Source organism: Streptomyces sp. JJ66, from assembly GCF_019303495.1.
Lineage (GTDB): Bacteria > Actinomycetota > Actinomycetes > Streptomycetales > Streptomycetaceae > Streptomyces.
Window position 1 is genome coordinate 123,449 of record NZ_JAEVFI010000011.1, and the last position, 12,650, is coordinate 136,098.

Here is a 12,650-nt window from a genome sequence, read left to right on the forward strand (position 1 = left end):
GTCGATCCGGCGCCTTGCGATGCACCGCACCGGACGCCGCTCCTTGACGGGCAAACCCTGACTGACACGGCACTAGCTTCCCTCGGCACCGAGCAGGGCGGCGAACATGCCCTGGTCCAGGGCGGTTTCCACGGAGAGGCCACCCACCCCGCTCCACCCGGTGTCGTGCACTGCGGTGCCCACGACGTAGCCTTCCCGCGCCTCCCCGGGCGCGTCCCCCCGTACGCGCGCGGGGCTGTCCCCTCGGGTGCGTCCCGGTGCCTCGAAGAGGGTGAAGCTCCAGTCCCCCTCGCCGACGGGCGTCCCGTCGGGGCGCACCAGCCGTACTCCCTCCCCCGTCAGGTCGAACCCGAACTCGGTGAAGCGCAGCCGCAGTCCCTGTCCGCGCGCCTTGGTGTAGGACTCCTTCAGCGTCCACAGCCGTACCAGCAGGTCGTTGCGGCCCTCCGGCCCCGCCTGGTCGAGCCGGAAACGCTCGAACGGGGTGCACGCCTGGCTCTCCGAGCCGGTCCCCGCCATCCGGCGCGCGCGGTGTTCGGCGTCCACCCCGATCCGCCCGTGCCGGGTCACCCCGGCGACGAGGAAGTCCTCGGTGTGGCTGAGGCTGATGTCGATCTGGTCGCAGCCGCGCACGTACGGTCGTCCGCCCGGCTGGTAGGAGAGGTCCACCAGCTCGGGGGCCGTCTCGATGGCGGCGGCCACCACATGGCGCAGCAGCAGCCGGGAGGCGGCGAACCGCTCCCGCATCCGGGGCAGGGTCATCCGCTCGTAGCGGGTGAAGTCCCGGCCCAGCCGCCGCCGCAGGTCGCCGGGTTCCCCGCCGTCCGGTCCGCCGGGCCGCCAGGGGGCCAGCGCGCTGTGCGCCACCGCCGAACCGGAGGTGGCCAGGGCCTTGGCCACCCCGTCCCGCAGGCCCGTGGGGTCGTCCGCGGCGAGCAGGACCGGCGGCGGCGCCGAGGGGGCGGGCATCAGGAACCGGCCAGGGCCGGGGGTGCGGCGGCCCGCAGGTCCGCCAGCAGCCGGGCAAGGTGCTCCTGGCCTGAGCGCGGGCCGGTGCACACCGCGCGCAGTACCGGCTCCTTGCGTCCGGCGATGCGCCGCAGGTAGGGCAGCAGCACGGGCCGGGGGCCGATCTCCACGACGTGACTGGGTGTCTGCTGGTCCAGCAGCGCACCGGCCGCCTCCGCGAACCGCACCGGGGCGGTGAGCTGCTCCGTCCAGTAGGACGCGTACAGCGGTTCACCGGTGAGGCGTCCGCGCAGGGTGGAGTAGAAGGGCAGGTGCGGGGCGCCGCCGGGCACCCGGCGGGCGGCGGCGGTGAAGCGCGCGGTCACCGGCCGCATCAGCGGCGAGTGGAAGGCGTGCGCGGCGGGCAGCCGCACGCAGCGGTCGCCCTGGGCGGCCAGCCGCAGCATGACGCGCTCCAGCGCCCCGGAGTCGCCGGAGAGCACCGTGGAGCGGGGGGCGTTGAGCGCGGCGACGCCCACCAGCGGCTCCTTGGCGGTCAGCCGCTCCGCCTCCGCCACGGACAGGCCGGTGGCGAGCATGCCGCCGGGGTCCGTGCCCTGGCAGAAGGCGCCGCGCAGGGCGACGAGCCGGGCCGCGGCGGGGAGGCTGAGCGCTCCGCAGAGCACGGCGGCGGCGAACTCCCCGATGCCCTGCCCGATCACCGCCACCGGCGTCACCCCGGAGCACTCCAGGGCGCGGGCGAGCGCGTAGCCGACGGCGAAGAGCGCGGGCTGGGCGAGGGCGGTGTGGCGCAGCTGGGGAGCCGAGCTGAGGATCACGTCAACGACGGAGGTCCCGGTGAAGGGCCGCAGGGCGTCGGCGGCCTCGTCCAGGGCGGTGCGGTAGGGGGCGCTTTCGATGTAGAGGGCGGAGGTCATGCCCGGGTGCTCGGCCCCCAGGCCGGTGAAGGCAAAGGCCGGGCGCACCGCGTGGCCGATGCCGGGGCGCAGATCCCGGCTCACCATGTGCCGGGCGAGCTCCCGGGGGGTGGGGTGGGTCCCGATGTCGGTGGGGTCGATCAGCGGGCCGAACGCCTCCTCGATGTCGCCGTAGAGGTTGAGCACGGCCACCGAGTCGAGGTCGTGGCCCGGCACCGGTTCGTCCTCGGACACCGGCCGGTCCAGGTAGTGCTGGAGCCGTTCGGTCAGCCAGGCGAGGTAGAGCTGCTCCATCGGCCGCACGGGGTCGGCACTGTCATCGTGCACGTCGGCATTCCCTTCGTGGACGCCGGGCGCCGGGACGCCTCGGCTCCGGGCAACGGGTGCCCGGGGTGGGGGGCTCAGGTGGCGAGCGGGCTTCCGTAGAGGTCCAGGGAGCGGGCGCCGTGCAGCCGGGCCAGCAGTTCGGCAAGCACCCGCTGGTCCTCGGCGGCGGGACGGTCGGGCAGGAACACGCCGAGCCGTCCGGCCAGCCGGCGCAGCGCCGCGTCCAGCCAGGCCGGGTCCGCCAGGAAGGCCCCGCTCTCCGCCGCGAGCGGACCGGCCGTCTGCGCCTGCTGCCAGACGCCGATCACGGCGGCGGCGGCCAGCACGATGACGTAGCGGTCCACCAGGCCGAGCGCGTACGGGCTGCCCAGGGCCTCCCGGTCGTCGGGGGCGATCTCGCGGAACGCCCCGCGCAGTTCCTCCAGTTCCCGGGTGATGGCGTGGGCCAGCTCCCGGGTGGCGGCGCTCAGGGTGCCGCTCTCGCGTCCGGTGCAGAAGACGAGGGTGGCGGCCAGCGGGTCGCTGTCGGCGAGCAGCGCGAGCCCGCCGGCGTCCAGCGGCGGCAGGTCGCCGTCGGGCTGGAACAGCTCTCCCGGCGGTTCCGGGCTGGCGAACCAGGAGTGCCGGGCGAAGACGGGCAGCTGCGGCAGGATGCTGATCTGCCGGCCGACGCTTCCGGCATGCCCCATGGAGGTGACGGGCAGGTCCCGCAGCTGCTTGCGGAACATGGCGTAGACAGGATCGTCGGTGAACTGGTCCTGGCCCAGGACGGACGCCAGCGCGTCCATCGACTCCGCGAGCATCCGGGGGGCCAGGTGGGCGGCGGCGGCCGCGTAGGCACTGGCGTGCCGGGGCAGCAGGTGCACGGCCCGGGTCGCCACCAGGGCGAGGCAGTCGCTGATCAGCAGGTCGAGGAAGGCACCGGAGAGCACGTCGCGTACGTACCTGACGTCCAGCGCGGAGCGGCCGCCGGGCCGGGCGCGGACGGCGAACCGGGCGACGATGCGCAGGGCCGTGTCGGCGCCGGAGAGCACGATGGACGGGATGAGCCCCCTGATCAGCAGCGAGGAGCGCAGCGAGATCTCGTAGCCGTCGCCCTCCGCGCCGACCAGGGCCTCGGCGGGCAGCGGGCAGTCGCGGGCCTCCAGACCGCCGAACTCGGTGGAACTCAGGCCGCTGGTGGCCTGCCGTCCGAGGTCGCGGAGCCGCCCCGGGGGGAGGGAGGCCCGGTCGGTGAAGAACACCGACAGGCGGCGTCCGGCCGGGCTCTGGGTACCGGAGGTGCGTGCGAAGAGGACGAGGCCGTCGGCGCGGGCCGCGTTGGCGATACCCGTTTTGCGGCCCTGGAGCAGGAAGCCGCCGTCGCCCTGGCGGTGGGCGGAGAACTCGTCGCGGATGAAGTGGTTGCCGTGCGCCACCTCGTGCCGGGCGACGGCGACGCGGCGGCCGTTCAGCAGCAGCGCGGAGGCCGTCGCGCGCTGTGCCTCGGAGCCCGCCAGCCACAGCGGGACGGCGGCGAAGAAGCAGTTGAGGCCGTAGCCGAAGCCCAGGGAGGCGTCCCGGCGGAAGGCTGGGCGCAGCACCCGCCCCAGCTCGTCCATGCGGGTCAGGCGCCCGCCGAGGGAGGCGGGGACGAACTCGGCGTTGAAGGCGGCGGCGTCCAGGACGGCCTCGCCCGCGGCCAGGGCCTCCCCTCCGGCGTCGGCCCGCAGCAGGGCGGGCAGGCCCAGCGGGTTGCCGGGATCGGTGAGGGTGCCGAAGGCCCGCTCCAGCTCGTCAACGCGCTGCACGGTGCCCATGTCAGCCGTTCCCTGCCAAGACCAGTCCGGGGTCCACCCGTTGGTGGAGGGGTCTGAGCTCTCCGTTGAGGAAGAGGTCGCGCATCACGGTGCGCCGTACCTTGCCGCTGGTGGTTCGGCGCACGGTGCCGGGGCGTACGAGGAGCACGCCAGCGGCGCGTACGTCGAACTCCTCGGCCAGGCACCGCTCCAGCTGGCCGGTGAGCCCGTCGAGGTCGAGCTGGCTGTGGCTGCGGGCCCGCAGCTCCTGCACCAGGACGATGCGTTCGGTCTCACCGGGCACGGCGAACGCGGTGCCGGGCCCCAGTAGTGAGCTGACGCGCTGCACGGTCTGCTCCAGGTCCACCGGGTAGAGGTTGCGCCCGCCGACGATGACCATGTCGGTGAGCCGGCCGGTGACGAACAGCTCGCCCTCCCGCACGGTCCCCAGGTCTCCGGTGCGCAGGTGGCCGCCCTCGCCGCTGCTGGTGACGGCGCCGAAGCTCTCGGCGGTCTCCTTCGGACGGCGCCAGTACCCGGCGGCCACGCTGGCTCCGCGCAGCCAGATCTCGCCGATCCGCCCCTCGGGGAGGACGTCGCGGGTGCCGGGATCGACGATGCGCACCTGCCCGTCGGCCGCCGGGCCGCAGCCGACCACCGACCGCACCGGGGCGCCCGGGCCCGGTGCCGCCATCCGGTGGTCTTCCAGGGCCTTGGCGTCCGCCTCGACGGCCGTCCACGGCAGGCCGGGGGTGGCGGCGGAGGCCAGCAGGGTCGCCTCCGCCAGCCCGTAGGCGGGGGTGAGGCTGTGGGCGGGGAGGCCAGCGGGGGCGAAGCGCCGGGCGAACGCGCGCAGGGTGCCAGAGCGGATCATCTCGCCGCCGACGACCGCCGTCTGCCAGCGGGAGAGGTCAAGCCCGGCGAGTTCCTGGTCGGTGATCTTGCGGACGCACAGGTCGTAGGCGAAGTCGGGGGCGCCGCTGACGGTCAGCCCGTACGCGGAGACGGTCTCCAGCCAGCGGGCGGGCCGCCTGAGGAAGGCGCTTGGGGCGAGCAGGACGGACGTGCCGCCCAGCCAGAGGGGATGCACCAGGCCGCCGATCAGCCCCATGTCGTGGTGGAAGGGCAGCCAGCCGCCGAGCCGCGCGCCGGGGCGGGTGCCCAGGCAGTGGCTGAGGGCGAGCTGGTTGGCGGTGAGGTTGGCGTGCGTGACCACCACGCCGCGCGGGTCGCGGGTGGAGCCGGAGGTGTACTGGAGGAAGGCGACTGTCTGGGGGCCGGTCTTGGGCCTTGCCCACCGGGTCCCGGCCACGTGGTCGGCTATCGCGCAGACGAGGTGGCCGTGGCCGGTGCGGGCCAGCAGCTGTGAGGTTTCGGCGGCGTCCTGGGCGTCGGTGAGGACGAAGCGGGCCGCGCTGTCCTTGACGATGCCGATGATCCGCTCGTCGTGCTGGGCGCGCCCGGTGGGCGGCGGGGCGGGCACGGCGACGGCCCCGGCGTAGAGGCAGGCGAGGAAGCTGACGGCGAAGTGGCGCCGCGAGGAGTGCTGGAGCAGGACCCGCTCTCCCTGCGCGCCGCGTTCCTGGAGCCAGCCCGCGAGGCGGCGGGCGGCGCCGTCCAGGGCGCCGTAGGTGAGGTGTTCGGGAGGCCGGTCCTCGTCCCCGAGGAAAATCAGCGCGTCCCGGTCGGGGGACCGCTCGCTCCGTTCCAGCACCACGTCGACGAGAGTGCGGTAGTCGCTCATGTCTCCCCTCCCAGAAGCATTCGGCAGCCGTTCGGACGTCCGCCCGAACCGGCGCTGCCGTCACGGTAGGAAAGGGCTCTCGAACGGGGCTGGACCTGCCGGGGAGGCGGCGTGGACGCGGCCTCGGCCGCCGGTACGCGTCCCCCGGCGGCCCGCCCCACAGCCCCGGCCCGACAGCCCCGGCCCGACAGCCCCGGCCCGACAGCTCCGGCCCGTTGGCTGAGGCACGCCCAGCGGCCCGGGCGTCAGCGGGAGAGCGCGGGGCTGTACGCCACGTGACGCAGGCGCTCGGTGCGGACCTGTGCGCCCGCCCCCAGTTCCCGCACCCGCTTGCGGTACCCCTCCTCGCCCAGCGCCGCGTCGCACACCTCGCTGTCCTGCCACCACAGCACGGCGAGGTAGCGGTTCGGCGTGAGGGTGGAACGCAGCACGTCTCCCCCGCCGAACCCCTCGTATGCCGCGCAGTGGCCGGCCAGTTCGTGGTAGCGCCACTCGAAGTCCCGCTGGTTTCCCGAGCGCAGCAGCCCGTGGAGGATCACCACGGCCTGCGCCCCCGTGCGTGCCTCGCGCTCCAGCAGGCGGCCGAGGCTGACGGCCTGGTCAGCCTCGGCGTCCACCAGAGGCGCGAGGCGGTGCACCTCGGAGAGATAGCCGTCGCTGTGCACGGCCCGCAGGAACGCCTGGTGGGTCACCCAGTGCGAGAAGTGCACGAACACGTTCGGCGTATCGACGAGTTGCCCCGCCACCAGGAAGTCGAACCCGCGCCGCGCGCGCAGGAACTCGCAGTGGGCGCGGAACTCGCGCTCGAAGACGTCAATATCCCCGTTGACGGTGAAGCGGTTGACGACAGTGAGGGAACGGGCCAGGTCACGGCCTGTTTTTTCCATGGTGGAGGCTTCCGGCGAGAAGGAGCGCGAGGGAGGAGTGCCGCGGCGGTCCCGCCCTCAGGAGGGGCGCGATTCCGCGTACTCCTTGGCGTACCGAAGGGTGGCGGAGCTGTTCGCGCCCAAAGACTTCCGCACGAGGGCCCGGGCTTCGGCGAGGGTCGCCGCCGGTCCCAGCGCCTGCCGGACGCCTTCGGGGTCAAGCGTGACGGTGTGCCACGAGGTCACGGCCAGCCTAGCGGAGTCGGCGGAATCCTGTTCGATCACCCAGCGGCCCGTGTGCCCGGCGAGCGCCGCCGGAACCCGCAACTGCTTGTACACGATGGTCAGCTCCTCCGGTCGGCAGATCCGGACCGACGTGGTGTTGTGCAGGGAGCCGTCGGCGCTGCTGCGGGTGTCCATGTCCAGGTGCTGGACGCCGGGCTCGTCCTCGGTGAGCGCGAGGCGGGCGACGTGCGGCAGCCGCTCGGGCCACAGGTCAGCGCGGTCCAAAAAGGAGAAGACGTCCTCGGCCGCGCCGTGCACGTGCTCACAGTCGCGGAAGGTGAAGACCAGCTCGGCCCGCTGCTCGCCCTGCTCGGCCACGCCTTTCAGCGCGGCCAGCTCGGCGCGGCTGTTGCGTTCCACCGCCTCGCCGATGAGGGTGACGGCGGCGGGGTCGTCGTCCACGGCCCGGAAGTCGTGCAGCAGGGTGACGCGGCTGCCGCCGTCGGCGTGCGCCTCGACCAGCCACTCCCCGCCCATCGCGGCGACGGGGGCGGCGGGAACGGTCTGCCGGAAGACGATGCGCCCGGCGGCCGGGTCCAGCTCGCGGCGTGAGGTCCAGGTGCGCACCTGGCCGCCAGCGAACGCCCACAGCCGGAGCAGCTGGTCCCGGCCGTCGTCCTGAAGCATCTCGGAGTGGACGGTGGGGCCGAAGACGTGCGGCCAGTTCGCGACGTCGGCGAGCAGACCGAAGACGGTGCGCGGGGGTGCCCACACGGTGACGGTGTGACGGGTGGTGTGCGGGCCAGGAGTGCGGGACGCGTCGTGCGTGCGGCTCTCGGTCGTGGCGGGGGTGGTGGTAGCGGCGCTCGGCACCACGGTGATCGTCTCCTCAGGTCAGCGCCGTGCGGCGCGGGGGCGGTTGGGGCGGGTCGGGGTGGGGCGGGTCGGGGTGGGAGGCTGGCTCACCCGGCTTCGGGGGTCGCGGCCCACGCGGGGCGCTCCAGGATCTCCAGGACGGCGCAGCCCCAGGTGTAACCGGCGCCCACGCTGATCAGCACGACGCGGTCTCCCGGGGCCGCCTTCCCGGAGCCGACGAGGTGGTCCAGTCCGGCGAACTGGTCGCCCGCGCCCAGGTGTCCGACGGTCCGGCTCCACTCCCATGCGGTGCGGGCCGGGTCGATGCCGAACGGCTGGTGGTAGATCGCCGTCAGCCGGCGGCGGCCGAAGTGCGGGAGCAGCACCCACTGCGCCTCGGCCAGTTCGAGGTCGGCGTCGGCCAGCGCCCGCTTGATCGCGGTCTGCTGTCCGGCGTGGGCGCGGCTGATGGCGAACGACATCCCCACGTCGCGGACGAACGCCTTCTTGGCCGCCTCGAAATCCACCGGGATGCGGTTGCTGAAGGGTGCGGGACCGAAGGGCTCGTCCCCCCGGTGCAGGGGTTCGAGGTCGGGATCGGCGAACAGCGCGACGGAACGCAGCCGGGCGAAGCCGCCGTGCCGGGAGAGGACGACGGCGGTGGCGCCGTCCGCGTAGGGCGTGCCCGGATCGGTGCGCCAGCGGTCGATGCCCGGCGGGCAGAAGCGGTCGGCGGTGGTGAGCAGCGCCTGGTTGCGGCCCGGGGCGGCGGTCAGGTAGGCCCCGGCCAGGTCCAGCGCGGCGAGGCCGCCGTTGGACATCTGCCGGATCTCCAGCGCCGGGCAGCTGTTGCCGACGGCCTCCCGCTGGATGTAGGAGGCGACGGGCCACAGGTCCTGACCCTGGTGGTAGGTGTCCGCGTGCAGGATGAGGTCGATGTCGCCGGGGCCGGAGCGGGAGCGCTCCATCGCGGTCCGCCCCGCGCGGGCGCCCATCTCGGCCGCCGACTCGTCCGGGGAGTACGCCACCGAGACCACCCCGGTGGCGGTGGCGGTGGCCTGCGGGCAGTCCCCGGCGGCCACGGCGTCCGCCACCGGCAAGGTGGCGGGAAGCCGGACCGCGGTGGCCCGCAGGTAGATGTCGTCCAGTCGCACGGCTGCTCCTGTGGTGGGTTCGCGGCGGTGGGCTCTCGGCGGTCAGCCGACGGCCGCCGGAGCGGTGGGCCGGACGCCGGTGGGCCGGACACCGGCGGGACCCGTGTCGGGGGCTGGCGGGGCGGCGGAGGGGAGGGCGGTGTCCGAAGAGGCGGTGTCCGAAGAGGCGGTGTCCGAAGGGGCGGTGTCCGAAGGGGCGGTCCCCGTGCTCCCGTCGGCCGGGTGGGCGGTGGTGGCCGCGTAGCGGAAGGCGTCCAGCAGGGCGTGCCAGGCGGCGGTGACGGGATCGGGGCCGACGCCCACCGTCGCCAGCGTCCGGCCGTGGTACCCGCACCGGGCGAGGACGCGGGCCTGGGGGCCGCCGTCGAGCAGCCGTAGCCGGTGCTCGTCCAGCTCCAGCCCGGCGAGCCCCGGCAGCCACGGGACGAGGGCGGCGCGCACCGCGCCGTGCAGGGCCCGCACGGCCGTGTCCGCGACGGCGGTGGCCTCCGCCGGGGTGCCGTTCACCAGCAGCCGCACCCGCGCCTCCGCCCGCGCCGGTTCCTCCCCCCGCTGGCCGCTGCCCGCCCACCAGGAGACCGGCTCGAAGGGCGCCCGCTCCCGGCCCGGGGTCAGCTCCTCACGCAGCAGCAACTCGAAGGAGGCGTCCGCCGACTCGAAGCTGTAGCCGTGGCTCTCCCGTTCCTTGATCCGGGCGGCGGCCCGGGCGAGCGCCGGGGAGCCGTCCTCCACCCGGTAGCCGAGTTCGGCGGCCTTGAGCTGCACCGAGGACCGGCCGCCCAGGTCGGAGACCAGCGTGCGCATGGTGTTGCCCACCCGGGCCGGATCGACGTGCTGGTACAGGTCGGGGTCAACCCGCAGGGCCGAGGCGTGCAGCCCGGCCTTGTGCGCGAAGGCGGACCGGCCGGTATAGGCCGTCGTGGGGTGCCCGGGGACGCCGGTGACGGCGCCGATGGCCTCGCCCACCTCGGCCGTGCGGGCGAGGTGGCCGGGTGGCAGCACCGCACGCCCGCGCTTGAGCACCAGGGAGGCGGCGACGGTGAACAGGTTGGCGTTGCCGCAGCGTTCGCCGTAGCCGTGCGCCGTCCCCTGGGCGTGGGTGGCGCCCGCGTCCACGGCGGCCAGGGTGTTGGCCACCGCGCAGCCGGAGTCGTCGTGACAGTGGATGCCCAGCCGGGCCCCGGTGGCGTCCAGCGTCTCGCGGACGATGTGCGCGACCCCGTCCGGCAGCGAGCCGCCGTTGGTGTCGCACAGGACGACGGCCTCGGCACCGGCGTCCATGGCGGTGCGCACGACTTCGAGCGCGTACGCGCGGTTGGCGAGGAAGCCGTCGAAGTAGTGCTCGGCGTCCAGGAAGACGCGTCGGCCCGCCCGCACCAGGTGACGCACGGTCGCGCTGACCATGCGCAGGTTCTCGGCGAGGGTCGTGCGCAGCGCCAGGCCGACGTGCCGGGGGTGGCTCTTGGCGACGAGGGTCACCACCGGCGTCTGAGCCCGCAGCAGCTCCCGGACCTGAGGGTCCGAGGCCACCGCGCCACCGGGTCGGCAGGTCGCGCCGAACGCGGCCAGCTGGGCGTTGCGCAAGGTCAGTTCGGAGCGGGCGCGGCGGAAGAACTCGGTGTCCTTCGGGAGGGCGCCGGGCCACCCCGCCTCGATGAAGCCGACCCCGTATCCGTCCAGCAGGCGCGCGATGGCGAGCTTGTCGTCCACCGTCGGCGCCATGCCCTCCTGCTGCATCCCGTCCCGGAGCGTGGTGTCGTAGAGCTGGAAACGGTGCTCTGACATCTGCTTCCTCCCTTCTCGATGGAGGTTCACCGTCGGGTCGGTGCCTCAAGTGCGGGTGGAGAACGGATCGGGGGGTGTGGCCCGGCCCGGCCCGGCGGAATCGTGCGGCTGGTCCGGCCCCGATCCGCCGGACCGGCCCCACCCGGCTCAGGCCGCTACGTCCAGGCCACCGTCGAGGGTGATGATCTGTCCGGTGACCTGGCTTCCGTCCGGACCGGCCAGGGCCGTGATCCACGCGGCGACCTCTCCGGGCTCGGCCACCCGGCCCAGTGGAATCTGGCCGCTGACGTGGGTGAACAGCCCCTCCACCTCCTCGGGCCCGAGCCCGTTGGCCGCGTACGCCTCCGTGCGCACGAAGCCGGGGGCGACGGCGTTGACCCGGATGCCGCGCGGAGCCAGCTCCGCCGCCCACGTGCGGGTGAGGCTGTGGGCGGCGGCCTTGCTCGCCGCGTAGACGGAGCTGCCGGGAGACGGGTTGTGCCCGGCCCGGCTGGAGACCACGACCACGCTCGCCCCGGGCGAGCGCAGCAGCGGCAGCAGCCGGGCGCCGAGCAGGACGGGCCCGAGCACGTTGGTCTCCAGGACCTCCCGCGCGACGCCGGGGTCGGCGGTGTCCGGCGGGCTGAACCGGAACACCCCCGCGTTGTGCACGAGGACGTCGAGGGCGCCGCCGGCCGCCTGGACGGCGGCGGCCACCGCCTCCGTGCCCTCGTCGGTGCGCACGTCGGCGGTGACCGGGACGATCGCGGAGTCCAGCGCCGCGACCTCGGCCAGCCGGCCGGGGCGGCGGCCGGTGACGATCACCGTGGACGCGCCGCCCGCCGCGAAGGCCAGGGCCGCGGCCCGGCCGATGCCGGTGCCGCCTCCGGTGACCACGACGGTCTGCTGGGCGAAGGGCTGATCGGACATGGGACTGCTCTCCCTCGGGGCTGCTGACGGATGGGGCGGGACGGAAAGGGGACGAAAAGGGAACGGAAGAAGGGGGACGGAAGGGCCAGGAGGCGGCGGAGGGATGACGGGGTGGGCGGGCTCAGGAGAGGCGGACGACGACGGTGCCGGTGTAGGCCCGCTCCTGGAGCGCCACGAAGACCTCGGGCAGGGCGGCGACCCCGCCCTCGACGACCGTGTGCGGGAACACCACGCGGCCCTCCTTCAGCCACTGGCCGAACACCGCGTTCCAGTGGGTCAGCTGGTCGGGGGTGTGCATGGTGGCGAAGCCCCGGAAGCTGAGGTCGCGGGTGATGGCGGAGATCAGGTCCAGACGCGGGGCGCCTCCCAGCCCGTCGCCCTCCCGGCTGGCCAGCGCGCCGCACAGCGCGAACCGTGCGCCGCGCGCCGCACACGTCACGGCCGCCTCGAACTGCTCGCCGCCGACGTTGTCGAAGACGACGTTCAGGCCGTCGGGAGCCTGTCTGGCGAGCAGGTCGGCCACCGGGCCTTCGTGGTAGTCGAAGGCGGCGTCGAAGCCGAGTTCGTCGACGAGATAGTCGATCTTCTCCTTGGAACCGGTGCTGCCGATGACCTTGGCCGCGCCCCGGTACTTGGCTATCTGGCCCGCCAGGGCGCCGACGCCGTTGGTGGCACCGGAGACGAAGACGACGTCGCCCTCCCGGACGTCGGCCGTGTCCACCATTCCGTGCCAGGCGGTCGGTCCCTGGGAGAGGAAGTACTCCGGCCCCGGGAGCTGGTCGCGGTCGCGCGGGAAGAACTCCTTCGGGTATCCGACGGCGTGGTGACGCCAGCCGTAGAAGTGCTCGACGAGCTGGCCCACGGGCAGGTCCGGGCTGTCGGACTCGATCACCGTGCCGACGGTGCGGCCCCACATGGTCTGGCCGGGCTGGAACACCGGGATCGGGATCGGCGTCTCGGGGTTCATCTGCTCGCGGGTGGCGGACCCGAAGGTCATCCACTCGTTGCGCACCAGCACCTGGCCGGGGCCGGGCCGGGGCACCGGCGTCTCCACCACCTCGAAGTGGGCGGTGGTCACGGCGCCCTGGGGGTAGGACGCGAGGCGGACTTCCTGCTGCATG

At 74.3% G+C, this 12,650-nt stretch carries 10 protein-coding genes; all 10 read right to left on the reverse strand.

From position 1 onward, the window contains the following. Nucleotides 1-72: 72 nt before the first annotated feature. Complete coding sequence (locus JJV70_RS10280) at nucleotides 73-969, reverse strand: 4'-phosphopantetheinyl transferase superfamily protein (protein WP_219047516.1); 897 nt, start codon at nucleotides 967-969, stop codon at nucleotides 73-75. Then, nucleotides 969-2,213: an acyltransferase domain-containing protein gene (locus JJV70_RS10285; RefSeq protein ID WP_219047517.1), complete on the reverse strand. Its 1,245-nt coding sequence runs from the start codon at nucleotides 2,211-2,213 to the stop codon at nucleotides 969-971. Before JJV70_RS10285 ends, JJV70_RS10280 begins: the two co-directional genes overlap by 1 nt. A gap of 74 nt (nucleotides 2,214-2,287) precedes the next feature. After that, complete coding sequence (locus JJV70_RS10290; protein ID WP_219047518.1) at nucleotides 2,288-4,012, reverse strand: acyl-CoA dehydrogenase; 1,725 nt, start codon at nucleotides 4,010-4,012, stop codon at nucleotides 2,288-2,290. A gap of 1 nt (nucleotide 4,013) precedes the next feature. Further along, a complete protein-coding gene (locus JJV70_RS10295; RefSeq protein ID WP_219047519.1) occupies nucleotides 4,014-5,735 on the reverse strand; it encodes a fatty acyl-AMP ligase in 1,722 nt (573 codons plus the stop codon). Between the two features lie 245 nt (nucleotides 5,736-5,980). Then, entirely contained in the window at nucleotides 5,981-6,622 is a 642-nt protein-coding gene (locus JJV70_RS10300; protein WP_219047520.1) for an antibiotic biosynthesis monooxygenase, read from the reverse strand. 57 nt (nucleotides 6,623-6,679) lie between these two features. Next, entirely contained in the window at nucleotides 6,680-7,699 is a 1,020-nt protein-coding gene (locus JJV70_RS10305) for an aromatase/cyclase (protein ID WP_219047521.1), read from the reverse strand. Between the two features lie 89 nt (nucleotides 7,700-7,788). Continuing rightward, nucleotides 7,789-8,835: a ketoacyl-ACP synthase III family protein gene (locus JJV70_RS10310; protein ID WP_219047522.1), complete on the reverse strand. Its 1,047-nt coding sequence runs from the start codon at nucleotides 8,833-8,835 to the stop codon at nucleotides 7,789-7,791. Nucleotides 8,836-8,877: 42 nt separating this feature from the next. Beyond that, nucleotides 8,878-10,620 carry a citramalate synthase gene (gene cimA, locus JJV70_RS10315; protein ID WP_257573694.1) on the reverse strand — a complete coding sequence of 581 codons (1,743 nt, stop codon included), beginning with the start codon at nucleotides 10,618-10,620 and terminating at the stop codon, nucleotides 8,878-8,880. Nucleotides 10,621-10,767: 147 nt separating this feature from the next. After that, a complete protein-coding gene (locus tag JJV70_RS10320) occupies nucleotides 10,768-11,529 on the reverse strand; it encodes an SDR family NAD(P)-dependent oxidoreductase (protein ID WP_219047523.1) in 762 nt (253 codons plus the stop codon). Nucleotides 11,530-11,650: 121 nt separating this feature from the next. Beyond that, complete coding sequence (locus tag JJV70_RS10325; RefSeq protein ID WP_257573695.1) at nucleotides 11,651-12,649, reverse strand: NADP-dependent oxidoreductase; 999 nt, start codon at nucleotides 12,647-12,649, stop codon at nucleotides 11,651-11,653. Nucleotide 12,650 lies beyond the last annotated feature (1 nt).

Bases quoted from the DNA above. Each gene is read 5' to 3' on its own strand.
- JJV70_RS10280 (WP_219047516.1), bottom strand. From the start codon at position 969: ATGCCCGCCCCCTCGGCGCCGCCGCCGGTCCTGCTCGCCGCGGACGAC.
- JJV70_RS10290 (WP_219047518.1), bottom strand. From the start codon at position 4,012: ATGGGCACCGTGCAGCGCGTTGACGAGCTGGAGCGGGCCTTCGGCACC.
- JJV70_RS10295 (WP_219047519.1), bottom strand. From the start codon at position 5,735: ATGAGCGACTACCGCACTCTCGTCGACGTGGTGCTGGAACGGAGCGAG.
- JJV70_RS10300 (WP_219047520.1), bottom strand. From the start codon at position 6,622: ATGGAAAAAACAGGCCGTGACCTGGCCCGTTCCCTCACTGTCGTCAAC.
- cimA (WP_257573694.1), bottom strand. From the start codon at position 10,620: ATGTCAGAGCACCGTTTCCAGCTCTACGACACCACGCTCCGGGACGGG.
- JJV70_RS10320 (WP_219047523.1), bottom strand. From the start codon at position 11,529: ATGTCCGATCAGCCCTTCGCCCAGCAGACCGTCGTGGTCACCGGAGGC.
- JJV70_RS10325 (WP_257573695.1), bottom strand. From the start codon at position 12,649: ATGCAGCAGGAAGTCCGCCTCGCGTCCTACCCCCAGGGCGCCGTGACC.